The 24632-nt window shown below is 66.1% G+C and carries 23 protein-coding genes, 1 pseudogene and 1 riboswitch; of the genes and pseudogenes, 5 read left to right on the forward strand and 19 right to left on the reverse strand.

Annotated elements, in window-relative coordinates; translation table 11 throughout:
* Positions 1-10 precede the first annotated feature (10 nt).
* Genes WKW82_RS25325 through WKW82_RS25345 form a run of 5 tightly spaced genes read right to left on the reverse strand, consistent with a single transcriptional unit; the run spans position 11 to position 3760 of the window.
* Entirely contained in the window at positions 11-1705 is a 1695-nt protein-coding gene (locus tag WKW82_RS25325; RefSeq protein ID WP_340345160.1) for a SulP family inorganic anion transporter, read from the reverse strand.
* Positions 1706-1736: 31 nt separating this feature from the next.
* Positions 1737-2168 carry a type II toxin-antitoxin system VapC family toxin gene (locus tag WKW82_RS25330; protein ID WP_340345161.1) on the reverse strand — a complete coding sequence of 144 codons (432 nt, stop codon included), beginning with the start codon at positions 2166-2168 and terminating at the stop codon, positions 1737-1739.
* A 1-nt stretch (position 2169) separates the two neighbouring features.
* Positions 2170-2433 carry an AbrB/MazE/SpoVT family DNA-binding domain-containing protein gene (locus tag WKW82_RS25335; protein WP_340345163.1) on the reverse strand — a complete coding sequence of 88 codons (264 nt, stop codon included), beginning with the start codon at positions 2431-2433 and terminating at the stop codon, positions 2170-2172.
* A gap of 50 nt (positions 2434-2483) precedes the next feature.
* Positions 2484-2870 (reverse strand): DUF2501 domain-containing protein, encoded by a 387-nt coding sequence (locus WKW82_RS25340; RefSeq protein ID WP_340345164.1) that lies wholly within the window; start codon positions 2868-2870, stop codon positions 2484-2486.
* A gap of 26 nt (positions 2871-2896) precedes the next feature.
* The gene (locus WKW82_RS25345; protein WP_340345166.1) at positions 2897-3760 is read right to left on the reverse strand and encodes an AraC family transcriptional regulator; all 864 of its coding nucleotides are present in this window, start codon (positions 3758-3760) and stop codon (positions 2897-2899) included.
* An 88-nt stretch (positions 3761-3848) separates the two neighbouring features.
* Here WKW82_RS25345 and WKW82_RS25350 point away from each other — a divergent pair, with 88 nt between their 5' ends.
* Positions 3849-5099, forward strand: coding sequence for an MFS transporter (locus WKW82_RS25350; protein WP_340345167.1), 1251 nt, complete (start codon positions 3849-3851; stop codon positions 5097-5099).
* Positions 5100-5175: 76 nt separating this feature from the next.
* On the opposite strand, the gene arsC is transcribed toward WKW82_RS25350, so the two are convergent.
* From arsC to WKW82_RS25410, 12 genes are all read right to left on the reverse strand, one after another.
* Positions 5176-5535, reverse strand: a complete 360-nt coding sequence (arsC, locus tag WKW82_RS25355; RefSeq protein ID WP_340345169.1) for an arsenate reductase (glutaredoxin) — start codon at positions 5533-5535, stop codon at positions 5176-5178.
* 41 nt (positions 5536-5576) lie between these two features.
* Complete coding sequence (locus tag WKW82_RS25360; RefSeq protein ID WP_340345171.1) at positions 5577-6089, reverse strand: 6,7-dimethyl-8-ribityllumazine synthase; 513 nt, start codon at positions 6087-6089, stop codon at positions 5577-5579.
* 91 nt (positions 6090-6180) lie between these two features.
* Positions 6181-6359: riboswitch (FMN riboswitch) on the reverse strand.
* A 139-nt stretch (positions 6360-6498) separates the two neighbouring features.
* Entirely contained in the window at positions 6499-7596 is a 1098-nt protein-coding gene (locus WKW82_RS25365; RefSeq protein WP_340345172.1) for a DNA glycosylase AlkZ-like family protein, read from the reverse strand.
* A gap of 72 nt (positions 7597-7668) precedes the next feature.
* On the reverse strand, positions 7669-8547 hold the full coding sequence (locus WKW82_RS25370; protein ID WP_340345174.1) for a sugar phosphate isomerase/epimerase family protein: 879 nt from the start codon (positions 8545-8547) through the stop codon (positions 7669-7671).
* A 4-nt stretch (positions 8548-8551) separates the two neighbouring features.
* Positions 8552-9736, reverse strand: a complete 1185-nt coding sequence (locus tag WKW82_RS25375; RefSeq protein ID WP_340345176.1) for a dihydrodipicolinate synthase family protein — start codon at positions 9734-9736, stop codon at positions 8552-8554.
* Between the two features lie 5 nt (positions 9737-9741).
* Positions 9742-10905, reverse strand: coding sequence for a Gfo/Idh/MocA family protein (locus tag WKW82_RS25380; protein WP_340345177.1), 1164 nt, complete (start codon positions 10903-10905; stop codon positions 9742-9744).
* A 23-nt stretch (positions 10906-10928) separates the two neighbouring features.
* The gene (locus tag WKW82_RS25385) at positions 10929-12368 is read right to left on the reverse strand and encodes an enolase C-terminal domain-like protein (protein ID WP_340345179.1); all 1440 of its coding nucleotides are present in this window, start codon (positions 12366-12368) and stop codon (positions 10929-10931) included.
* A 47-nt stretch (positions 12369-12415) separates the two neighbouring features.
* Positions 12416-13240, reverse strand: coding sequence for an ABC transporter ATP-binding protein (locus tag WKW82_RS25390; RefSeq protein WP_340345180.1), 825 nt, complete (start codon positions 13238-13240; stop codon positions 12416-12418).
* Between the two features lie 94 nt (positions 13241-13334).
* On the reverse strand, positions 13335-14333 hold the full coding sequence (locus WKW82_RS25395) for an ABC transporter substrate-binding protein (protein WP_340345181.1): 999 nt from the start codon (positions 14331-14333) through the stop codon (positions 13335-13337).
* Positions 14334-14376: 43 nt separating this feature from the next.
* The gene (locus WKW82_RS25400; RefSeq protein ID WP_340345182.1) at positions 14377-15147 is read right to left on the reverse strand and encodes an ABC transporter permease; all 771 of its coding nucleotides are present in this window, start codon (positions 15145-15147) and stop codon (positions 14377-14379) included.
* Positions 15148-15160: 13 nt separating this feature from the next.
* Positions 15161-15898, reverse strand: a complete 738-nt coding sequence (locus WKW82_RS25405) for a phytanoyl-CoA dioxygenase family protein (protein ID WP_340345183.1) — start codon at positions 15896-15898, stop codon at positions 15161-15163.
* A gap of 53 nt (positions 15899-15951) precedes the next feature.
* Entirely contained in the window at positions 15952-16623 is a 672-nt protein-coding gene (locus WKW82_RS25410; protein ID WP_340345184.1) for a TetR/AcrR family transcriptional regulator, read from the reverse strand.
* Positions 16624-16792: 169 nt separating this feature from the next.
* Here WKW82_RS25410 and WKW82_RS25415 point away from each other — a divergent pair, with 169 nt between their 5' ends.
* Positions 16793-18493, forward strand: coding sequence for a thiamine pyrophosphate-binding protein (locus WKW82_RS25415; protein WP_340345205.1), 1701 nt, complete (start codon positions 16793-16795; stop codon positions 18491-18493).
* Positions 18494-18655: 162 nt separating this feature from the next.
* Here the strand turns inward: WKW82_RS25415 and WKW82_RS25420 are convergent, their stop codons facing one another.
* Together WKW82_RS25420 and WKW82_RS25425 are read right to left on the reverse strand one after the other, a co-directional pair.
* The gene (locus WKW82_RS25420) at positions 18656-19084 is read right to left on the reverse strand and encodes an SWIB/MDM2 domain-containing protein (RefSeq protein ID WP_340345185.1); all 429 of its coding nucleotides are present in this window, start codon (positions 19082-19084) and stop codon (positions 18656-18658) included.
* Positions 19085-19240: 156 nt separating this feature from the next.
* Positions 19241-20101 (reverse strand): DMT family transporter, encoded by an 861-nt coding sequence (locus WKW82_RS25425; protein WP_340345206.1) that lies wholly within the window; start codon positions 20099-20101, stop codon positions 19241-19243.
* Between the two features lie 98 nt (positions 20102-20199).
* Here WKW82_RS25425 and WKW82_RS25430 point away from each other — a divergent pair, with 98 nt between their 5' ends.
* The 3 genes and pseudogenes from WKW82_RS25430 (at position 20200) to ltrA (ending at position 24101) form a co-directional block, all read left to right on the forward strand.
* A complete protein-coding gene (locus tag WKW82_RS25430; protein ID WP_422823580.1) occupies positions 20200-20595 on the forward strand; it encodes a gamma-glutamylcyclotransferase family protein in 396 nt (131 codons plus the stop codon).
* Between the two features lie 256 nt (positions 20596-20851).
* Entirely contained in the window at positions 20852-22183 is a 1332-nt protein-coding gene (gene aceA / locus WKW82_RS25435) for an isocitrate lyase (protein ID WP_340345187.1), read from the forward strand.
* A 560-nt stretch (positions 22184-22743) separates the two neighbouring features.
* Positions 22744-24101 (forward strand): annotated as a pseudogene (gene ltrA, locus WKW82_RS25440) (group II intron reverse transcriptase/maturase).
* Positions 24102-24632: the final 531 nt, after the last annotated feature.

Below are 24632 nucleotides of genomic sequence, written 5' to 3' on the forward strand. Positions count from 1 at the left end.
CATGACCAGCCTACGCCGGTTGGCTTGTCAATGCTGACAGTGCGTCCGCATCGGTGCGGTAGACGAACAGCAACGGCCCCGGCGCGAGCAGGCCGGCGCGTTCCAGCACCTGCTGCGCCGGCAGCTTGAGGCCGCTCAGGTGCAGGCGCACGCCGCCGTTCTTCAGCGTCCGGCGGATCGAGCCGAACACCTCCGCACCGGTGATGTCGATGCGGTTGATGGGCTGCGCGAACAGGCACACGTCGGTCAGGCCCGGCCGCGCCGCGACGGCTTCGGCGATGGCGCGTTCCAGCGTGCTGGCGGAGGCGAAGTCCAGTTCGGCATCCATGCGCAGCGCATAGAGGTTGGGGGCCAGCACCGGCAGCTTCCACAGGTGGCGGTCGCGCAGGCTGCCGTCACCGTGCAGGCCGACTTCGATGATGCGCGGGTGCAGATGCCGGTACATGTAGTTGGCCAGGCTGGCCAGCAGGCCACCCAGCACGCCCCAGTAGATCGATGGCGCGGTGGCCATCGTGAGCAGGAAGGTGCCGAACGCGATGCCGGCCTCGACGCGCGAGACCTTCCACAGCGCCGCGAAAGTGCGCGGCTTGAGCAGCCCGAGAATGGCCGTCATCACCACCGCCGCCAATACCGATTGCGGCACGTGGTACATGAGCGGCATCAGCCACAGCAGCGCGATGGCGACGAACACCACGCTGAACAGCGTGGCCCATCCGGTCTGCGCGCCGGCATAGAGTGTGATGGCCGAGCGCGAGAACGACGAACTGGTCGGGAATGCGCCGGTCAGCCCCGACGCCACCTTGGCCAGGCCCTGGCCGATCAGGTCCTGGTTCTCGTTCCAGAGCGTGCCTGCGCGGGCGTTGTCGATCTTGGCGCTCGACGCCGTCTCCAGGAAGCTCACCAGCGTCACCATGAGCGCCGGCAGCAACAGCGCGGGCAGCTTCTGCAGCGACGAGAAGTCCGGCAGGTACAGCGAGGGCAGGCCGGAGGGCAGCGCGCCCACCACGGCGCCGCCCAGCAGCGCGTAGCTGATCGCATAGCTGATGGCCGCGGAGCCCGCGACCAGCGCCATCGTCGTCGGGAACTTGGGCACCCAGCGCTTGCCCAGCCACATGACCGCCATGCTGCCGAGGCCGAAGGCCATGGCGGTCCAGTCCGGCGGCGTGCCGCCTTGCAGCGCCTGCATGACGGTGCGGCCGGTGAAGCCCAGCAGCGAAGGCAATTGCGACAGCGCGATCAGGATGGCCGCGCCTTGCGTGAAGCCGCTCAGCACCGGCGAATTGACCAGCCGCAGGATCCAGCCGAAGCCGCCCGCGCCGATCACGATCTGGATGGCGCCGGAGATCAGCGTGAGCCACACCGCCATCGCCACCCATTCGGCGCTGCCCGCCACGGCCAGCGGCGCCAGCGATGCGCCCACCAGCAGGCTGGTGAGGGCGGTCGGCCCGACCGACAGGCGTTGCGAGGAGCTGAACAGCACCGCCACCAGCGCCGGCCACAGCGCCGCGTACACGCCGGTCACGAGCGGCATGCCGGCCAGGGCGGCGTACGCCACGCCCTGCGGCAGCACCATGAGCGCCACCGTGATGCCGGCCATGGCTTCGTTGTGCAGCAGTTTGCGGCTGGGGCGCGGCCAGCCCAGGCAGGGCATGAAGCGGGCGAGGCGCTGGCGCAGGGGAGGGGACGCGTCGGGAGTCGAATTCATGGAGCGAGAACATTAACCCAGGAGCGGTCGGTCACAAGGTGATGCGCCGCATGCCGGAGGGTAACCCGCGCAGCCCGAGGTCGGCGGAGACGAAGACACTCGCGTCCGCCAGCGTGGCGGTTGCGACGTGGATTGCATCCGGCGTCTTGAGCGACGGCAAGTCGGCCCGCAATTGCGCGGCCAGAAGCAAGACCTCGCGACTGACCGGCCTCGCATCGAGCAGCGTGTCGAACAACCGCTCATAGGTCGCGATCAATTCGGTGTCGTTCTGGCGAATGGGACGCACGAGCACCTCGGTCAGCGCGAGTTCGCTCGTGATCAGTTGTGCTCCGGCCGCTTCTACCGCCTTGAACAGGACGGCGATCGACTTCTTGAACAGCGGATTCCCCTCCGTCAGGTAGATGATCGGATTCGTATCGAGGTAGACGGTGGCGCCGCGCTCAATGGTGAGCTTCTCGCTCACCTCACTTGTCCCATGCGGCGCGCTCGGCATCGACCTGCGCATCGATGTCCTCGCGCGTGCGGCCGGGGCCCCTTCGTTCATTCAGGAAGGCCACGATACCCGGTCTCGCCTTGACTGCCTTGCGGGCAGACGCCGGCCGCAGCAGGATGCCATCACCCCACTGGGATGCTTCCAGATAGTCGCCCGTCTCCAGCGCCGCCGCCTTGCGCAAGGTGACGGGAATGGTGACCTGAAACTTTTCCTTGACGCGAACAAGCTCTGACATGGTGGCAAGAGGGTTGGAAAGTTGGAAATTCTAACTCGACGCCACTCAACTCAGACCAGCGACTTCGCGTTCTTCAGCACGTAGTCGCAAGCCTTCGTCTTGAGCTTCCCCGACACGTTCTTGAGGTCGAAGGACTGGCCGTCGGTGCCTTGCAGCAGGCCCTTGGCGCCGGTGGCGTAGCCTTCCTGCTGGGGCTGCTGGCCGGTGACCGCACCCAGCAGCTTGTCCTTGACGGCATTGGCATCGCCGCCGGCCAGGTAGTTGTTCTTCACGCAGTACTGCAGCACGCCGGCCGCATTGCCCATGGTGCTGGAGCCCATCTCGGGCATCGAGAAGTTCCCGGCCTGGGATTTGAGGGTGCCCAACAGGTCGGCAGCCGATGCGGCGCCTGCGACGGTGAGCGTGAGACTGGCGATGAGAGCGATGCGGGACTTCATGACGGACTCCTTGGTTGTGCGCGGCCTTATGACTTCTTCTTGTGTTGAAAAGCAGTGGGGGATTGACCTGTGGCGGCCTTGAACATGGCGCAGAAGGCGCTGTCGGTGGCGTAGCCGCTGGCGGTGGCGACCTGGCTGACCGGCATGCCGCGCGCCAGCAACGGCAGCGCATGCGCCATCACGGCCTGCTGGCGCCATTGCTGCCAGCTCATGCCGAGCTGGTTGCGGAACATGCGCGCCACGGTGCGCTCGCTGGCGCCGATGGCATGCGCTCGCTCGGCCAGCGTGGCGCGGCTTGCGGGTGCACGCAGCATCGTCTCGCACAACTGGCGCAGGCGTTTGTTGGCGGGCAGCGGCACGTCGATGCGGATCTGCGTGGCGCGCTCCAGTTCGTCGACCAGCAGCGGGGCGATCCAGCGCTCGCGCTGCGCGGCATGCGGGTCGACCGGCGGCAGGCCATCGGGCGTGGTGTCCAGCGCGAGCATGAGCGCGCGCAGCAGGCGGCTGATTTCCAGCACTTCGCAGCGCTCCCAGTTCGGTGCGATCCATCCGTGCAGGTACACGGTGCGCAACTCGGCATCCTCGATCAGCGTGATGCTGTGCGGCATGTTGGCCGGCACCCACAGAGCGCGCGAGGGCGGCACGATGTAGCTGCCGTCCTCGGTGCTGAGCCGGATCACGCCGCGCGTCGAGAAGGTGAGCTGCGGCCACGGATGCTGGTGCAGTTCGACCAGCGTGTCGGCCTTCAGGAAGTGCTCCTTGGCGCGCAAGGGGCGCACCGCGTCCGGCGCGTAGAGATGCGGTGTCAGCGGCCCGACGCTGGTGGTCGGCGCGCCCACCGTGCTGCGCGGGAGTTCACGGAGCCTGTCGGGGGTTTCAGTGCTTGGCATGATCGCGACAATTGTTGTCCCTCTATCGCCATTCTGACGCTGCTTGCCCGACTAGCATCAGAGTCCGCTTTCGAATTTGTAGCCAGACATGACCGCCGCTTCCCACACCACCGCCGCCACGCCGACCTTGCGATCCGACGCCAAGTTGATCGGCCTGGTCGGCTTGGCCCACGCCATCAGCCATTTCAGTCAACTGACGCTGGCGCCGCTTTTCCCCTGGCTCAAGGACGCCTTCAACGTCAGCTACACGGAACTCGGCGCGGTGCTGACGGTGTTCTTCGTGGTCTCCTGCGTGGTGCAGGCGGCCTCGGGCTTCGTGGTCGACAAATTGGGGCCGCGGCCGGTGCTGTTCGTGGGCCTGGGCCTGCTGGGCATGGCTTCCATCGGCTATGCGCTGGCGCAGAGCTACTGGATGCTGCTGGCCTGCGCGGTGTTCGCGGGCATGGGCAACGGCGTGTTCCATCCCGTGGACTACACGCTGTTCAACCGCAAGGTGATGCCCTCCCGCCTGGGCCATGCGTACAGCGTGCACGGCATCACCGGCAGCCTCGGCTGGGCGCTGGCGCCGGCTTTCGTGGTGCCGCTGGCCATCGCTTTCTCGTGGCGCGTGGCATTGGCCTCGGCAGGTGTCGTCGCGCTGCTCGTGCTGCTGGTGCTGTGGCTGTACCGCAAGGAACTGGCGCTCGACGTCAAGGAGGTGCACAAGGCGACGGGGCAGGGCGACAGCGCGCACGTCGGCGGTGACTTTGACTTCCTGCGCATTCCCGCCGTGTGGATGTGCTTCGGCTTCTTCCTGTTCTACGCCATGGTCATCAGCGTGGTGCAGACCTTCGCGCCGGTGGCGGCCGGGCACCTGCATGCGGTGCCGGTGGCGGTGGTCGCGGTGTGCCTCACCGTGTACATGGTGGCGAGCGCCGGCGGCATGGTGGTGGGCGGCTTCCTGGCCTCCGACCCGTCGCGATGCGAACGCATCGTGGGCGCGGGCTTTGGCGTTGCGGCATTGCTGGCGCTGGTGCTGGCCTTCGCGAGCTTTCCGGCGGCGATGGTGCCGGTGCTGTTCGGGGCGATGGGTTTTGCGTCAGGTATCGCCGGGCCGTCGCGTGACCTGCTGGTCAAGAAGTCGACGCCGCCGAATGCGACCGGGCGGGTCTATGGTGTGGTGTATGCCGGGCTCGACATCGGGCAGGCGGTGGCGCCGCTGGTGTTCGGGCCGCTCATGGACCGTGGGCAGTACCTCAGCGTGATCCTTGGCCTGGCGCTGACGCAGGGTGTGCTGATTGCCAGCGCGTTCAATGTGCGGCGCGTGCGGCGCACGCTTTTGGTTCCGGCCTCGGCCTGAACGCGGTCGTCCCAAAAATCAAAGAGGGCCGGTGCAGGAATGCGCCGGCCCTTTTGCCTTGGGCGGGAAGGTGGTTTCAGCGCGGCGGCAGTATCTCGGTCACGACCTCCTTGGGCCGGCAGATCCGCGTGCCCATCGGCGTGACGACGATCGGGCGCTGCAACAGGATTGGATGTTCCTGCATGAAGTCGAGCAGTTGCGCGTCTGTCCACTTCGCATCGTCCAGGCCAAGTTCGTCGTAGGGCGTGCCCTTCTGGCGCAGCAGGCCGCGGACTGTGGTGCCCATGGCGGCTGCGAGCGCTTGCAAGGTCTCCCGCGTTGGGGGTGTCTTGAGGTACTGGATGACCTCCGGCTCGATGCCTTGCTCGCGAATTATCGCGAGCACGTTGCGCGAGGTGCCGCAGTTGGGGTTGTGGAAGATGGTGGTGGTGCTCATCCCGCCATTTTCGCGCTGCGGCGCACGTGACTTCTGAGGGCTCAGGCCGCCGTCGTCAGCGTCTCGACCAGTCGCAGGCTTTCCAGCGTCTTGATGCAGGCATCGGCCGCCTCGGTGCCCTTGATGGCGAAGTGGCGGTGGAAGTACTTGCGGTGCTCGATGTGCTCGTGGAAGTGGTGCGGCGTGAGCACGGCCGAGAGCATCGGCACGTTGGTCTCCAACTGCAGCGACATCAGCGTGCTGACGACGGTATTGGCGACGAACTCGTGCCGGTAGATGCCACCGTCCACCACCAGCGCGCAGCCGACTATGGCGGCGTACCGGCCCGACAGCGCGAGCCGCTTGGCATGCAGCGGGATCTCGAAAGCGCCCGGTACGTCGACTACGTCGATGCGGTCGCGGGCAAAGCCCTGTCGCTCCATCTCATCGAGGAAGGCATCGCGCGCCTGGTGCACGATGTCCGAATGCCATTGTGCCTGCACGAAGGCGATGCGCAGTCCGCGCGATGCGTCGGACGGGATGGCGGAAAGGGGAAGGTCGTTGATCTGACTCATGGTGCCTCTTTTGTAAAGCAGGTTGTATGAATCAGGGCGCACGAAAGCACGGACCCGACTGCGCCCAAAAGCGCGCAGCCCGGCCTGCGATTCGCGCTCTCTTTCATCCGGACTCTAGGGAACTGCTTGCGCAGTGCCCAACCGTCGGCTTCGGAATCGCACCGAAATCTGCTGACCCTGAACCTCGAGGAGGCCAGGCGCTCGCGGGCTCGTGCGGCTTTCGCCGCCATCACCGCCGGTGGGGAATTACACCCCGCCCTGAGAACGCTTCGCCCCCGCTTGCGCGGGAGCGGATCGAATTCTAGGCATGCTGGCTGGATTGCGCTGTCACGCAGGGCGCAAGACCCCACGGCGCACGAGTCAGCGGCGAGGAGCGCGCTCGATCTTCGGCGGGGGCGGGCTGGGCGAGTTACGGCTGGGGGCTCTGCAGGAACTGCGTCATGCGCTGCAGTTCGTCATCGAGCGCCGAGCGGAAGGCCGCGCCTCGTGGTTGCGCGGCGACGTAGCCGAAGCCAGGGTGGAGCGAGCCGCCGCTGGCCGTCACATTGGCCCAGCCGATCACGCGGTCGTGCCACAAGACCGGCAGCGCGTAGTAGCCGAACTGCCGCTTCGGTGCGGGGGTATAGGCCTCGAAGACGTAGCGCCAGCCCCAGAGCAACTCGAAGCGGCGACGATCCCACACCACCGGATCGAAGGGGGCGAGCAGGCGCAGCGCATCGTCGGGCGCATGCCGGCGCGAGGCGGGGTTCTCGTCGCCCGGCCAGTACCAGGTGGTGCCGTCGATCGTGCTGCTTGCCAGGTGCTCGCGCGCAAGGCGCAGCGCGGTCTGCGTCTGTTCTGCCAGGTGCGGGGCGCCGTAGCCGAGCAGACGCACGAGGTAGGTCAGGCTCGCGGCCGGTAGCGGCGCGTACTTGCGCACGATCAACTCGACCAGCGCGGCGGCGCGTTGCGCGCGGCCGCCGGGGCTGTCGTCTGGGGGCAGGTGCGTCACGGCTTCGTAGACGCGCGTGCCGCTGTCGCGCCGGGCCACGCGCAACATGCCGCGGTAGTGCATGCCGTCGAGCAGGTGCGTGGTGGCGTTGCTGGAGCCGCCCCAGTAGTTCTTGACGCGGCCGTGCGCGAAGTGCAGTTCGACCTCGCGCGGATGCACGCGCCCTTGTTCGCGCACGAAAGCCAGCACCTCTTCGGCCTTGCGTCGGGTCGGCTCGTCCCATGGCTGCTTCGCTTCGCGCGGGTGCATCAGCGCCAGGTGCTCGCGCGGCAGGAAGCCGTAGTTGACGAGGCAGTCTTCCTCGATGGCCAGGCGGCTGTATTTGCGCTCGAGATCGCCGGCGCGGTAGTCCTTGACGCGGTGGCGCAGCGTCAGGTCTTGAGCACGCGCCGGCGCACGGATGGGATCGGCCTGCACGAAACCAAGGCGCTGAATCGCGCGCGGCAGGGTGGTGGGCCTGAACAGCGTGCGCGCGACGGCATAGCGGCGCAAGTCATCGAGGTTCGGGTTGGCCATGGCAAGCGGAATGCCCAAATTACCTTTTGGATGTCCTTCTGCGTCGAGCGCTCCGGTTCCTGCAGCCTCGAATCAAACGCAGTTGCGGTGCCGCTCGATGCAGGTGTCCAGCGTCTCTTCGCCGCTGCGCTGCCACCAGTCCAGCGACGAGAAGATCTCGACTTCGCAGAAGCCTTCGAAGCCGGCGGCCTCGACCCAGCCGCGCACCTTCTTCAGTTCGACCACGCCGTCGCCCATCATGGCGCGATCGGTCAGCAGGTCGCGCGTGGGCGTGCGCCAATCGCAAAGGTGGTAGGCCAGCAAGCGCTGCTTGCCGGCGCGTGCGGTCTGCTGCTCCAGCTTGGGGTCCCACCAGACGTGATAGATGTCGAGCGCCACGCCGAGCATGCCGGTCTGCTGCGGGTCGAGTTCGTCGCAGATGTCGAGCGCATGTTCGAGCGTGTTGATGCAAGCGCGGTCGGCCGCCTGCATCGGATGCAGCGGCTCGATGGCCAGCGGCATGCCGACTTCGCGTGCGTATTCGAGCGAGGCCGCGATGCCGTCGAACACCTCGCCGCGCGCGCGGCCGATGTCCCTGTACGCGACCTTGCCTTCGAGCGCGCCGGGCAGGCCGCCGACCACGAGCACCACGCAAGGCGCGTCCAGGGTCTTGGCCTCGTCGATGGCGCGGCGGTTGTCGTCGAGCGCGGCCTTCAGGCCGGCCGCGTCGGGCGCCGGATAGAAACCGCCGCGGCAATAGCCGGAGAGGCCGATACCGTGTGCCTTGAGTTGCTTCGCAGTCTTGTCGAGCCCAGCCGCCATGACCTGGTCGCGCCAGGGGGCGATCGCGCGGATGCCACGCTCGGCGCACTGGTCGATGATGCGGTCGAGCGGGACCTCGATGCCCCGTTGCTTGCGCACGGTTGCGGTGTTGATGGAAAGCCAGTGGTGGTCGTTGGAGAAATCGCGCATCACACTACTCTAAGCCATGCATCGCCAGCAAGGTCTTCATGCGATGCACGGCCAGGTCGGGTTGCTCCAGCAGGTTTGCGGCATCGGCCAGCCGGAACAGTTCGGCCAGGTGCAGCAGCGATCGCGTGCTCTGCTGTCCGCCAACCATGGTGAAGTGCGACTGGTGGCCGTTGAGCCAGGCCATGAAGACCACGCCCGTCTTGTAGAAGCGCGTGGGCGCCGCAAAGATGTGGCGCGACAGCGGCACCGTCGGGCCGAGGATCGCGTGGAAGCGGTCGACGTTGCCTTGCGCGAGTTCGCCGAGCGCGGCACTGGCGGCCGGGGCGATCGCATCGAAGATGCCCAGCAGCGCGTCGCTCCGGCCGTGCGTCGGCTCGCTGCCGTGGCCGTCCCCGGCGATCAGTTCGGCGTAGTTGAAGTCGTCGCCGGTGTACATGCGCACGCCTGTGGGCAGGCGGCGGCGCATCGCGATCTCCTTGTCCTTGTCGAGCAGCGAGATCTTGATGCCGTCGACCTTGTCGGGGTGCGCCGCGATGATGCCGAGCGCGGTGTCCATCGCGGCGTCGACATCATGCGAGCCCCAGTAGCCCGCGAGCGCCGGATCGAACATGTCGCCGAGCCAGTGCAGCAGCACGGGTTGCCTCGCCTGCGACAGGATGCGGTCGTACACGCGTTCATAGTCGGCCGGGCTCGTCGCGACACGGGCCAGCGCGCGGCTGGCCATGACGATGAGTTTGCCGCCGAGTGCCTCGATCGCCGCCATCTGTTCCTCGTAGCCGCGGATCACGTCGTCGACACCTTTCACCTTGTCGATGTCCAGGTGGTCCGTGCCGCAGCCTGATGCGACCAGCGCGCCGGGCGTATCTTTCGCAGCATCGAGCGAGCGGCGGATCAACTCCAGCGAGGTCGGCCAGTCCAGCCCCATGCCGCGCTGCGCGGTGTCCATCGCCTCGGCCACGCCCAGGCCGAGCGACCACAGGTGGCGGCGATAGGCGAGGGTCGCGTCCCAGTCGACCGTGGCCTGCAGCCAGGGATCGACCGCGGCCAGCGGATCGGCCACGACGTGCGCGGCCGAGTAGGCGATGCGGTTGAACGCGATGCCGGCGCGCGGCTTCACCGGCACGTCGCCACGAAGCGTATAGGGCACGAGCGCACCGCTCTCGACAGGAAGGTTGAGCGTCAGGGCCATGTCGTTCATACGTGCAGCGGGGACACGTCGACCCAGCGTCGCTCCTTCCAGCTCTCCAGCGCGGCCTCGACCAACTGCACGCCTTTCGCGCCCTCGGGCAGCGTCCACCGGTACGGCGCGTCTTCCATCACGTGGCGGATGAAGTGCTCCCACTGGATCTTGAAGCCGTTGTCGTAGACCTGCGAATCCGGGATCTCCTGCCATTGGCCGAAGAAGTCCATGCCCTGCCTCTCGTCGGGGTTCCACACAGGCCGCGGCGTGGCCACGCGCGATTGCGCACGGCAGGTCGACAGCCCCGCGACGGCCGAGCCATCGGTGCCGTCGACATGGAAGGTCACCAGGTCGTCGCGTCGCACGCGCGTGGCCCAGCTCATGTTGAGTTGCGCGATGACCGGTTCGCCTTGATGCCCGATCAGTTGGCAGGTCGCATAGGCCGCATCGTCGGCCGTGGCTTGATACGGCTGCCCGGCTTCATCCCAGCGCTTCGGGATGTGTGTGGTGCCCAGGCAGGACACCGACTTCACCTCGCCGAACAGGTTGTCCAGCACGTAGCGCCAGTGGCACATCATGTCGAGGATCATGCCGCCGCCATCCTCCTGGCGGTAGTTCCAGCTCGGCCGCTGGATCGGCTGCAGGTCGCCCTCGAACACCCAGTAGCCGAACTCCAGGCGCACGCTCAGCATGCGGCCGAAGAAACCGGCCCGGCGCAGCATGTCGAGCTTGCGCAGGCCGGGCAGGAAGAGCTTGTCCTGCACCGCGCCGTGCTTGAGGCCGGAGCCTTGCGCGAGGCGCGCGATCTCAACCGCCTCGTTGAGGTTGGTGGCGATCGGCTTCTCGCAGTACACATGCTTGCCCGCGCGAATCGCCTTGGCCAGCAGCGCCGGCCGCATCACCGTGGTGCCGGCATCGAAGAACACCGTGTCGTCGGGGTTGGCCAGTGCGTCATCGAGATCGGTGCCCCAGCGCGTCACGCCGTGGGCCTTGGCCAGTGCCTCGACTTTCGCAGCATTGCGGCCGACCAGCATCGGGTCCGGCACCACCCTGTCGCCGTTCGACAGCGCGACGCCGCCCTGCGCGCGAATGGCGCAGATCGAGCGGATCAGGTGCTGGTTCGTGCCCATGCGTCCTGTCACGCCGTGCATGATGATTCCGAGTCGTTGGGTTGCCATGGGGTCGATGTCTCCGGTTGGAACTAGACGAGAAGCGGCGCGTCGGCCAGGGGGCGCAGGCTGTCGAAGTCGGGGACCGCGCTGGAGGCGAAACCCGTGCGCGCGAGCGACTGGATGGCGATGCGGCCGTCACGGATGGCGAGCCGGGCGCGCCCGGATGCCGCCTGGTACAAGCCCATGTGCGCGACGGCGAAGGCGATCTGTTCCTGCTCGGGCGCGTCGCCGAAGCCGTCGACGTAGTGATGGCCGTTGCGCTCGCAATGCGTCAGGCCGAGCAGCGCGGCCAGCGCCAGGTCCTGCTGCACGGAAAGGCCGGCCTGGCAGGTGAGGTCCTCGGCTGACATGAAGTAGCGGGGACCGTCTGGCGCTCGTGCGTTCCACTTGTCGCAGCGAGCGCGGTTGATGATCGACTTGTAGAGCCCCTTGCAGCCCTTGCTCGACACGCCGCGCCATCCTGCGCTACGACCCGATGGGAACGCGGCGAGCGAGCCGTCGGCTTCGTCCAGCAGCAAGGGTGCCGGACTGTCGAGTGATGCAAGGTCGGCTTCCAGGCTGGCGTCGCGCGCGAGTGGTTGCTCGATGTAGAGCAGGGCGTCGGGTCGCGCGGCCAGTCGGGGCAGGGTACGCAGGCCTTCGCACAACGCCGCCAGCGCGTCGGTGTCGGCATATTGCTCGTTGCCGTCGAGCGTGAAGCAATGGCCCGGCTGCTCGCTGTCCAGCGTGGTCAGGACCGCATCGAGCCGTGCCAGGTCGGCGGCCACATCGCCGCCGAGCTTGATCTTGAAGTAGCGATGGCCGTAGCGGCGCACGACCGCCGGCAGGCCCACGGGCAGCGCGGTGGGGTCCGCGTCGCGCTCGTCGGTGAGCGCATCGAGCATGCCAATGGTGTGGCGGGCGTGCAATGTCGTCGAAGGAATGAGAGCGGCCAGCCAGTTGTTCCAGTCCCAGTCGGCCATGTCGGCGGCAATCGCGGTGTCGGTGAGGCCGACCAAGTTGCGCTGGATCGCGCCGTAGACGGAGCTTCGGGTGGCGCGACACAGCGCGTCGAGCACCGCGCGGTCGAGTACGGCCTGTCCGAACGCGGTGGACAGCTCGGTCGAGTCCCGGAAAGTGCCTTCCGCCATCAACTCCGGGTAGTGCCGCTCGAAAAGGCCGAAAGCGGGCTGCGCGGCGCTGTGGGTGTAGGCATCGGCCGCGGCGGCCACGGCCAGTTGCAGGTCGCGCACGTTGCCGGCGAGGCTCGGTCCGCTGCGCTTGTCGAACCAGCGCGGCACCATCATCTCCGCGGCCCAACCGGTCGTGGTGCCATGCGCGCCGCAATCCACGACGGCCCGCAAGAAAAGTTGCGGGCAGCGTGTGAGCGTGGCAGCGCCGAACTTGAATGGCAGGCGCAGCGTCATCGGCCGCACGCCGCAGGCCACGTCGAGCACGCGTACCGTGGGCGCGGTGGATGCGTCAGGCATGGCAGCTTCTCGTGGCGCCGCCGGCGCAGTCGGGAGCGGGCTTCATTTCAATCGAGGTTGCCGTGCGCAAAGAAGTGCGCGCGCAGCGTCCTGGCATGGGCGGCGAACTGCGCGCTGCCCATCACGTCGAGCGCGCGCGGGCGCGGGAGGTCGATGTCGTACACCGCGGCAAAGCGGCCCGGCCGCTCGCTCATCACGAAGACGCGGTCCGACAGGAAGATCGCCTCCGGAATGCTGTGCGTGATGAGGAGCACGGTCTTGCCCGCGGCCATCCAGATGCGCTGCAGTTCGACGTTCATCTTCTCGCGCGTCATCGCGTCGAGTGCGCCGAAGGGCTCGTCCATCAGCAGCACCGGCGGGTCGTGCAGCAGGGCCCGCAGGATCGCGACGCGCTGCTGCATGCCGCCGGAGAGCTGCCAGGGGTACTTGTTCTCGAAGCCTTGCAGGCCGGCCATCGACATCAGCTTGTCGGCGCGTTCACGCGCCGCGGCCTTGGGCAAGCCGCGGATCTCCGCCTGCAGCAGGATGTTGTCGATCACCGTGCGCCAAGGTAGCAGCAGGGCGCTCTGGAACACGATGCCGATGTCGGTCTGCGGTCCGTGGACCCGCTTGCCAGAAAGCTTCAACTCGCCGCCGCTGATCGGCAGCAGGCCGGCCACCATCTTCATCAGCGTGCTCTTGCCGCAGCCCGACGGCCCGATCACCGAGACGAACTCGCCGGCGCGGATCTGGAAGTCGAGCGGCTTCAGCGTCTCCACGTCGCCATCGCGGGTGCGGTAGGTCTTGCTGACGCCGTGCCCTTCGATCAATACGGGCGCGACCGCTTGCGCTGCGCGCTCGGTCGGGTCGAGCGGGATGACGATGGCGGTCATGTCGGCTCCCACGCCCTGCACCTTGTGTGCTGGCTGAGGCCGAAGCGGGTGCGCGCTTGCTCCGGACGGTGCGGCGCGGAAACGACAGGCACGCTCATTGCGGCAGGAATTCGTTCGTCACCCAGTCCTCCGCCTTGCCGCGCGAGGCCGTCACCAGGCCGCCGTACTGCACCAGCAGGTCCAGCGATTCGTTGATGTCCTTCATCGACGCGCGCAACGGCCGCTGCGACTTGGTCTCAGCCGAGTGATAGAGCGGCGTCGTCAGCTTGATGCCGACGATCAGCGTGTCGCGCTGGCCAGCCTTGCTGTTGGCCGCCAGCATGGCGTCGATCGCGGCCTCGGGCGCCTTCTCCGTTTCCTCGAAGGCCTTGGTCGTCGCGCGCATGAAGCGCTTCACCAGGTCGGGCTTGTTGGCCAGCGTGTCCTTGTGCGCCACGATGCCGGAGCTGACCAGCGTCACGCCATAGTCGGCGAAGCGAATGACCGTCACCGGCTTCTTCGTGGCGTCCTGCACCTTGATGTTCTGGTCCATCACATAGCCCAGCAGCAGGTCGGCTTGGCCGTTGATGACGGCATTGAGCTTGGTCTGCGCGTCGCCCGACACCACCTTGTACTGCCCCTCCTGCAAGCCGGTCTTCTTCAGGAACAGCGGCCAGATCTGGCTCATCGAATCGCCCGGCGTCATGGCCACTGTCTTGCCGACGATGTCCTGCGGCGTCTTGATGTTCTTCTCGCTGAAGCCCATGGCCGCCATCGGGCTCACCTGCAAGGCGACGCCCACCGCCTTCACCGGCGCACCCTTGGTCGCCGCCTTGATCATCGTCGGCACATCGACATAGCCGAAGGTGGCGGAATTGGCCGCCACCGCCTGGATCGACACGGCCGAGCCGCGGCCCTCCTGGATGTCGAGGTCGATGCCCTCCGCCTCATAGAAGCCCTTGGCCTTGCCGATGAAGAAGGGCGCATGCTCGCTGTAGACGTACCAGTTGAGAAGCAGCGTGACCTTCTCGCGCTGCTGCGCCATCGCAGCCGGTGCCAGCCCCGCTGCCAGTGCCGCGGCGGCCACCATCCGAATCCAGTTGCGACGTTCCATGCTGTGTCTCCTGTGGGTTGAGGTTGCGAAAGAAATCGGGGGATCAGGTCGTGGCCTGCAGCACGTCATGGCGCTGCGACGCATGCCAGGGCATCAGCCAGCGCTCGACCAGTTCGACGATGAGGAACAGCACCACGCCCATCATCGACAGCACCACCAGCGCGGCGAACATGAGTGGCAGGTCAAAGGTGCCGGTCGCGCGCTGCAACACGAAGCCGATGCCCGAGTTGGAGCCGACGAATTCGCCCACCACCGCGCCGACCACGGCCAGCGTGACCGACACCTTCAGCCCGCTGAAGATGGCCGGCAGCGCATGCGGCAGGCGAAACTTGAGGAAGATCTTGAAGCCGTTGGCGCCCATCGACCGCGCCAGGTCGATCACATCGGGCTCGACCGACTTGAAGCCCTGCACCGTCGACACCACCACCGGAAAGAATCCCAGCAGGAAGGCCGCAATCACCTTCGGCACGATGCCGAAGCCGAACCACACGACGAACAGCGGCGCGATCGCCACCTTCGGCACGGACTGCGAGAACACCAGCAGCGGATACACGAAGCTCTCGACCAGCCGCGAATACGCGATCCACATCGCGATCGGCACGCCGATGATCGCGGAGGCCGCGAAGCCGCCCAGCGTGGCCCAGAGCGTCGGCATCATCTCGCGCAGCAGCATCGGCCATTCGGTGAACAACTGCTTCACCACCGCGAGCGGCGGCGGGATCAGGTAGGGCGGGATCTTGAACACGCGGATCGCGATGTCCCACAGCACCAGCAGGATCAGGATCAGCCAGAACGGCCGCGTGGCCGGATGCATCCAGTGCCTCATCTCATGACACCCGGAACTTCAGCGAATGGTCGTAGGGCAGGGCGGGCGTGTCGAAGCTGTTGCCGTCGCTGACGAAATGCAGTGCGCAGGCGCGGCGCCACTTGCTGCTGTTGTTCGACCCGGAGCAGTGGAAGGTGTTGCCATGGTGAAAGCTCACGCCGCCCTTGCGCACCGGCGCCGGCACCATCGGTTGCCGTGCCAGGATGTCAGGCGGAATCTGCAGGTTGAACGGCTCCCCCTCCGGCGCGAAATGCCCATAGACCGGCCCCTGGTTGGTCCCGTCGCCGAAGTAGAGGCAGCCGTTCTCCAGCGTCGCATCGTCGAGCGCGATCCATGCCGTCACCACGCCCTCGGGGTCGGCCGGGCCGAAGTAGAAGTTGTCCTGGTGCGCCGGCTTGGGCCCGCCGCCTTCCGGTGGCTTGAAGAAGATCTGGCTGAAGTACACCGACACGCCCGGCCCGATGAAGGCTTCCACCAGGTCCAGCAGCCGTCGATCGCGCGCCAGCGCCTGCACCGCGGGCCGATGCGCATGCGGGTTGTCGAGTTTGCGCAGCACCGTGCGCGCAGTCACGCCGCCGTCGATGTACCAGGCGCGTTGCTCCGCAGGCAGCGTCTGCAGGAAGGACTCGCCCCAGGCCTGGATGTCGCGCACCACGCCGTCCATCTCGTCGGACTGGAAAACGCCATTCACCGTCAGGTGCCCGTGATGCCGGTAATACGCCGCGTCGAACGGATCCATTGGATCTCTCCGCCGTTGTCGTTAACTCCCTGGTGAATTGCCCACTCACGCTGCTACTTGCGCAACAGATACCCCATCACCACATCCGTCATGTGCGAAAGCCGCTCCGAAAGCGCCGCCGGCGTGCGCAGGTCGCGCCCGAAGATCGTCGACAGCGTCGGGTTGTTGGACAGATAGAAATAGCAAAGCGCAGCGATCGAGATGTAGAGCTGCACCGGGTCCACGCCCTCGCGAAACAGTCCATCGCGCTGGCCGCGATCCACCACATCACGCAACAGTTGCACCAGCGGCGAGTTCATCTCCTGGATGTGCGACGAGCGCTGCAGGTGGCAGGCGTGGTGCAGGTTCTCGCTGTTCAGCAGCGCAAGGAATTCCGGGTGTTCGAGGTAGTAATCCCAGGTGAACTCGACCAGCCGGCGCACGGCCGTGGCGGGCTCCAGGTTCTCCAGCCGCAAGGTGCGCTCGGCCGCGCGGATGCGCGCATAGGTGTCCTCGAGCACCGAGAGAAAGAGCAGTTCCTTGCTCTCGAAGTAGTAGTACACCAGCCGCTTGTTGACACCTGCCAGCGCCGCAATGCGCTCCATGCGCGCGCCCCCCAGGCCGGCCGTCGAGAACTCCTGCGTCGCAGCCTTCAGGATCTCCTGCTGCGTGCGGTCCGCGTTGCGGCTGCGCAGTTCGGCAGGGGCTGCGTCAGTCGTCGACAACACGGTTGCGGGACTCAACATGGCGGCCATAATTCACCGCGTCGTGAATAGGTGCCACATCGTTTTCCCGAGGGGCCACGGTGAATTGCGCGTTCCCCATAATCGCTCACCACATCAAGAGGCCCGAGTGACACAAGCCAACCCCACCCTCCCGCAAGACGCCATTGCCGGCGCCGCCACAACCCCCGTCATGGCCGGCCACCTGCTCGTGTCCTGCCTCGTCGCGCAAGGCGTCACCCATGCCTTCGGCGTGCCCGGCGAAAGCTTCCTCGCCGTGCTCGACGGCTTCCATGCGCATGGCGACGCGATCCGCTTCATCGTCAATCGCCAGGAGGGCGGCGCCGCCTTCATGGCCGACGCGCACGCACGCATCACCGGCCGCCCCGGCATCTGCTTCGTCACGCGCGGACCGGGCGCCACCAATGCATCGATCGGCGTGCACAACGCCTTCCAGGACTCCACGCCGATGGTGCTGTTCATCGGCGATGTGGGCAGTGACTTCCGCGATCGCGAAGCCTTCCAGGAAGTCGACTACGGCAGCTTCTTCGGCCCCAGCACCAAGGGCTTCGCCAAACGCGTCGAGCGCATCGACGATGCCAGCCGCATCCCCGAGTACGTCGCGCGCGCCTTCTCCACCGCGATGAACGGCCGTCCTGGCCCCGTCGTGCTGGTCTTGCCCGAGGACATGCTGCGCTCCATGACCACCGCCCAGCCCCTGCCACGCGTCGAGGCGGTGCAACCGTGGAGCGACCCCGGCGCCCTGCGCACGCTGCGCGAGATGCTGCTCGCCGCCAAGCGTCCGTTCGTCATCGCCGGCGGCAGTGGCTGGACCCCACAGGCGGCCCAGGCCCTGCAGCGCTTTGCCGAGAACTGGCAACTGCCGGTCGGCAATGCCTTCCGTTTCCAGGACACCTTCGACAACCACCACGCGCTTTACGCTGGCGACGTCGGCATCGCGATCAACCCCAAGCTCGCCCAGCGCGTGAAGGACAGCGACCTCATCATCGCCATCGGCCCGCGCCTCGGCGAGATGACGACCAGCGGCTACACCCTGCTCGAAGCCCCGAGGTCGAAACAGAAGCTGGTCCACATCCACGCCAGCGCTGAGGAACTCAACCGCGTCTACCAGGCCGACCTGGCGATCAACGCCGGCATGAGCTCCGCCGCCCGCAGCCTCGAAGTGCTCACCGCCCCGCCCGAACTGCCCTGGCAAGCATGGACCGAAGCGGCTCACGCCGACTACCTCGCCAACCTGCAACCGCAGCCGCTCCCCGGACTCCCGCCCGAAGCCCCGCGCGGCGCGGTCGACATGGCGACCGTCGTCGCGCTCCTGCAGCAGCACCTCCCGGAGGACGCCGCCATCACCAACGGCGCCGGCAACTTCGCCAGCTGGGTGCATCGCTTCTTCCGCTATCACGGACTCGTGAAGGGCCACAAGACGCAGTTGGCGCCCACCAGCGGCGCCATGGGCTACGGCGTGCCCGCAGGTATCGCCGCGAACCTCGTGAGCGGCCGCATCGCCTTCACCATCGCCGGCGATGGCGACTTCCTCATGAATGGACAGGAGCTCGCGACGGCCTCGCAACACGGCGGCAAGAGCATCATCGTCCTGCTCAACAACGGCATGTTCGGCACCATCCGCATGCACCAGGAACGCGAGTACCCCACCAACGTGAGTGGTACGGCCCTGCGCAACCCAGACTTCTGCGCGCTCGCCCGCGCCTACGGCTACGCGGCCGAACAGGTGACCGCCACCGACCAGTTCGAAGCCGCGCTGCTGCGCGCGTTGAAGGCCGACACCGGCACGCTGATCGAGATACCGCTCGACCCCGAGATCATCACCACGCGTGGCACGTTGAGCGGCATCACCAAGTCGGCGTTGGGAAAGTAGTCGACCCGACCCGCGAAGCGCGGTCGTGCGTGGCCGCCAGAAGCGGCCGGCTGCTCGTGTGGCTGCCGAGGGCATCCGCAGAGGTGTGCGGGCAGTTTCAAGGCGAAAAAAAGCCGGCACAAGAGCCGGCTTCTTGAGGCAAGCGCGCGGGGCGCCTGCGGCCTACTTGACGTGCTTGCCGATCAGCGCAGCGAGTTCGAACATCGACACTTGCGACTTGCCGAAGATTTCCTTCAGCTTGGCGTCCGCGTTGATGTTGCGCTTGTTGGCCTTGTCCTGAAGGTTGTTCTTCTTGATGTAGTCCCAGAGCTTGCTGACCACGGCGGTGCGCGGTAGCGGGGTGGAACCGACCACGGCGGCGAGTGCCGGGCTGGGGGTCAACGCCTTCATGAACGCAGCGTTGGGCGTGCGCTTCTTGGCGGGAGCCGCCTTCTTTGCCGGAGCTGCTGCCTTCTTCGCAGGCGCAGCCTTTTTTGCCGGGGCCGCCTTCTTCGCAGGCGCAGCCTTCTTTGCCGGAGCAGCCGCTTTCTTGGCCGGTGCGGCCTTCTTCGCGGGAGCCTTCTTGGCGGGAGCCTTCTTTGCAGTTGCCATGATTGAATTCCTTGTTTTGGATGAGACGTTCACCAATGAAAAACAGAGCCTCCATTGGCACTGCGGATGCTAAATGAGAAAAAACGTGTTTCCAAGGGAAAACGGGGTTTTTCATTGGGAGATGTTGTTTTTTTCAGGGGGGAGAACGGCCTCGCTTCACTGTCGGCGCGCAGGCCATGTGGCCAGTACCACGCCGAGCAGCGCAAGCGCAAAAGCCAGCACCTGCAATTGCGACAGTGTTTCCCCTAACACCAGCACGCCAACGAACGCTGCGCTCACCGGCAACATCACCATGAACACGCCCGCTTTCGAGGCAGGAACCTGGCGCAGCCCAGTCATCCAGAGCCACACCGTCCAGATGCTCGCAGCCAGTGCATAGGCGACGAGCAGCAGCCACATGCTCGCGTGCACCGCGCCAAAGTCGAATCGCAATGCGTACCAGATGCCGAACGGCGTCGAGAGCACGAAGCCCCAGAGATTGATCAGCGACGAGATCCGCCGCGGCCCCAGCTTGCCCGTCAGCGACTTGCCGATGACCGAATACGCAGCCTCGCAGAGCACCGCGCAGAACACCAGCAGGTTGCCGAGCACTGGCATCGCATTCCTGGGTGCGTCCGACGCCGCTGCATGCGCCGGCGTGAGTGCGAGCAATCCGATGCCGAGGGCCGCGCAGGCAATCGCCATCGCGATGCGCGGCGTGATGCGTTCGCGCAGGAACATCCAGCTCGCTGCCGCGACCACTGCAGGCAGCGAGGCCATGATCACGCCCGCCGACACCGCGCTGGTCATGCTCACGCCGTACAGCATGCAGATCGAGAACAGGAAGTTGCCCAGCAACGAGGTGAGGAACACCAGGCCGTGCGTGCGCCGCGACATCGGCGCTTCGTCGGCCGGGGGGCGCAGCCAGTGCGGCATGGCGAGCCCCGCGATGCCGAAGCGCAGCCACGCCAACAGCAGGACGGGAAAGGCCGCGACCAGCGGCTTGGAGAGGGCGACATAGCAGCCGACCATCGACATGCAAAGCGCGAGACACCCATACGCCAGCAGGCGCTGGCCGGTGGTATGCGTGGTGGGGTTCAATAGACTGCGAGCCGTTCAGGACAAAGAGTTCGATGATGCCGCACCCAACCCGCACCACCCGCCATGTGTTCGTCTACGGCACCCTGCGTGCGGGCGGTAGCAACGATATCGCGCGATATCGCCCGCGGCCGCAGCACGTGGGCGACGGCATCATCGCCGGCACGCTGTATGACCTCGGCCCCTATCCCGGCGCCGTGCTGGGCGGGGAGGGACGTATCGTGGGCGAGGTCTATCGCATCGCGCCGGAAGTCGAAGCAGAACTCGACTTGCTCGAGGGCGTGCTGGCGGACGGCACTGGCGAATACCTCAAGCGCGAGCTCGACGTGATGGTCGGCGCTGAGCGATTGCATTGCCTGGTCTACGAGATCCATCCCAGCCGCATCGAAGGACGCCGCACGATCGACAGCGGCGACTGGTTTGCGCCGGTTTGAACGAGGCACTCGCGCAATGCACGCCTCATTTTCACGGCAGAGGACGTTATTCCGCATCATGAAATGACGCGGTGTTGCGCTGCAATAATTTTTCTCAATATGAGAGAGTTCGTTTCACATTGAAGGAAGTTTTCGTAACTTATTGATTTTGTTGGCGTAAATTTATGTCTTCTATAAGACATAAGACTAGGCAATCCCGCTACAGTAGACCCCCAAGGCGCGCTGCGCCGACCCATCAACCAACTCCGGAGTGACCATGCCCCAAACCATCACCGAACAACTGAGCCGCGAACAACAGATCGCCGCCCTTGAAAAAGACTGGGCCACCAATCCCCGCTGGAAGGGCGTGAAGCGCGGCTACAGCGCGGCTGACGTCGTGCGCCTGCGCGGTTCTCTGCCGATCGAGCACACGCTCGCCAAGCGCGGCGCTGAAAAGCTCTGGGAAAAGATCAACGGCGGCTCCAAGAAGGGCTACGTCAACGCATTCGGCGCCATCAGCGCTGGCCAGGCCATGCAGCAAGCCAAGGCCGGCCTCGAAGCCGTGTACCTGTCGGGCTGGCAAGTCGCCGCCGACGGCAACACATCCGAAACCATGTACCCCGACCAGTCGCTCTACGCGTACGACTCGGTGCCGACGATGGTCCGTCGCATCAACAACACCTTCAAGCGCGCTGACGAAATCCAATGGGGCCGCGGCATCAACCCGGGCGACAAGGAATTCATCGACTACTTCCTGCCGATCGTCGCTGACGCGGAAGCCGGCTTCGGCGGCGTGCTGAACGCCTTCGAACTCATGAAGAACATGATCGCCTCCGGCGCTGCCGGCGTGCACTTCGAAGACCAATTGGCTGCCGTCAAGAAGTGCGGCCACATGGGTGGCAAGGTGCTCGTGCCGACACAAGAAGCCTGCGAAAAGCTGATCTCGGCCCGCTTCGCAGCCGACGTCATGGGCGTGTCGACCATCGTCCTGGCCCGCACCGACGCGGAAGCCGCCAACCTGATCACCTCCGACCACGACGCGAACGACAAGCCCTTCCTGACCGGCGAACGCACGCAAGAAGGCTTCTACCGCGTCAAGAACGGCCTGGAACAAGCCATCAGCCGTGGCGTCGCCTACGCACCGTACGCCGACTTGGTGTGGTGCGAAACCGGCGTGCCGGACATCGGCTTCGCCCGTGAATTCGCGCAAGCCGTGCACGCCGCTTGCCCGGGTAAGCTGCTGTCGTACAACTGCTCGCCGTCGTTCAACTGGAAGAAGAACCTCAACGACAGCCAGATCGCTTCCTTCCAGGAAGATCTGTCGGCACTCGGCTACAAGTACCAGTTCATCACGCTCGCCGGCATCCACATCAATTGGTTCAACACCTTCCAGTTCGCGCACGCCTACGCCCGCGGCGAAGGCATGAAGCACTACGTCAACATGGTCCAAGAACCCGAATTCGCAGCACGCGACAAGGGCTACACCTTCGTGTCGCACCAACAGGAAGTCGGCGCTGGCTACTTCGACGACGTGACCACCGTGATCCAGGGTGGCTCGTCCAGCGTCAAGGCGCTGACCGGCTCGACCGAAGAAGAACAGTTCCACTGATCGAATTCAGCTGTCACTTCAAGCCCGGCTCGCGCCGGGCTTTTTTTCGTGGGGTGCCCAACATGGGCGCACTCTTGCGGGTGTAAGTCCCGCCGCAAGTTGATCACGGCGAACGAAGCGAAGCGCAACTGCATGAGGGCGACCGAGTGTGGGGAGCAAGCGTGGAGGGAAACTGCGAGCCGATGAACGAGAACCGGATAGAAGGCGCTGCCGAGCAGGGCGAGCGGGTCACAAATCGCGAAGCTCTCGTGATCAAGGCGCGAGGTGGCGTAGATCCGGCGGTTGTGCAGTGAAGGAGTGCGTTCTTACCTGGGGAGATCTGGCCTTGCGCCTGATACGGCGTTGCAATCAAGTGCAGAATAGGCCGGAGCGCCGGAGACAGTGCCGCCGCACGACAAGGCGATCCGCCGCAGTCATGCGGTTGATCGCGAAGTCGTATGAAAGGGCGACGCTGAGGAGGCGGAGCGAGAAGTCAGCAGAGGCCGTAGTAACGCAAGGCAGGCCGCAGAGGCCACAAAACCTGGACGCGAAAGGCCAAACGAGAGGGACAGTCACGAGACATGACGCTTGGACCTGCAAGGCATCAGAAGCCGGGGCAACCCGGGCGCGCGGTGGCGGGACACGGAGAAGCCGTGTCTGAAGCCGTGAGTGATGAAGCGGGGCTGGCGCGCCATTCGCAAACGGACTGCGGGGCCTGCGACCTGCTGGGGCAGCGCTGGCCAGAGACAACGTGGCGCGCGCGTGGAAACGCGTGAAGGCCAACAAGGCAAGCGCAGGCGTCGATGGACACACGGTGCAGGACACGGCGCAATATCTCAAGCAAGCGTGGCCCGCCATCCGGGACGGATTGCTCGATGGCAGCTACCGGCCCAGTCCGGTGCGCCGGGTGGGCATTCCCAAACCGAGGGGGGTGCGCGAGCTGGGGATACCGACCGTGGTGGACAGGCTGATCCAGCAAGCGCTGCTGCAGGTGCTGCACCTCGTCGATCCGACCTTCGGCGCGCACAGCCATGGCTTCAGGCCGGGGCGCAGCAACCACGGGGCGGTGTTGGAGGCGCAACAGCACGTGCAGGCGGGCTACAGGACCGTGGTGGAGGTGGACCTGGAGAAATTCGTCGACCGCGTCAACCACGACATACTGATGGACCGGTTGGCCAAGCGGACAGCGGACAAGCGGGTGCTGCGGCTGATCTGGCGCTACCTGCAAGCGGGCATCCTGGCGCACGGAGGCGCAGCGAGCGGTATGAGGACACGCCGCGAGGCGGGCCGTTGAGCCCCTTGCTGGCCAACGTGCTGCTGGACGAAGTGGGTCGAGAGTTGGAGCGCAGGGGCCACAGGTTCGTGCGCTACGCCGACAACGTCCACGTCAGGAGCTGGCGAGCGGGGCAACGGGTGCTGCAAGGCTTGCGAGTTTGCTACGCGAGGCTGGCGCTGAAGGTGAACGAGTCGAAGACGGCGGTGGGGGTCCGTGTGGGGACGCAAGTTCCTGGGCTACAGCTTGTGGGCGGCCCCGATAGGGGAAGTCAAGCGGGCGGTGGCGACACAGGCACTGGACAAGCTGCGGGCGCGTATCCGGCAGCTCACGCGTCGCACGAGGGGCCGCAGCCTCGAACAGATGGCCGCGGACCTGAGGGGCTATGTGTCGGGCTGGAAGGCGTACTTCCGGCTGGCACAAACGCCCCGGGTCCTGCGGGAGCTGGACGAATGGCTGCGACACCGCTTGCGGGCCGTGCAGCTCAAGCACTGGAAGCGTGGGCCGACCATGTTCCGCGAACTGCGAAAGCTGGGAACCAGCGTGGAAACGGCTGCACGAATTGCGGCGAACTCCCGGCGATGGTGGCGCAACAGCGCCAATGCTCTGAACCGCGCCATGCCGATTGCCTGCTTCGACAGCCTGGGAGTCCCGAGATTCTCATGACCTCAACCTCTCGAACCGCCCGGTGCGGACCCGCATGCCGGGTGGTGTGGGAGGGGCCCGATCAGCGATGATCGGCCCTATCCCGATCGAGCCCGCCAAAGGGTGCGCGCCTGCAAGTGGAAGGTCGCGACATGGTTGCTCGCAACGAATGAAGCGAAGTGAAACTGCGGGAGAGGGGCGATACGCTCGCGCGGGGCAGGTGAAGTCGAATCTGAAGTTGACGAGGGGGAGCGTCTGGCGCTTCACGGACGAACGGATAGCTGAGTTGCCAAGCGATGCTGGGGCGGGTGCGACAGATACAGCGTGTCGAGGGGATGCGATGCGCCGCGTAGCTGCCGGTCACATGTGGGTCTTCTGCGTTCTGATTGAATCTGCGCTGCGACCGACGTATTTGCGGGCGGATTAGGGATCGCCAGATCGTGGCCCGGAACATCTCCAAGGCTCACACCGCCGGTGCGCGGCTTCGCCTGGCCTGCGAGACCGCAGGCATCGACGTGCGCACCCTGCAGCGTTGGCAGGCCCATGAAGGCC

Source organism: Variovorax rhizosphaerae (assembly GCF_037889975.1).
Lineage (GTDB): Bacteria > Pseudomonadota > Gammaproteobacteria > Burkholderiales > Burkholderiaceae_C > Variovorax > Variovorax rhizosphaerae.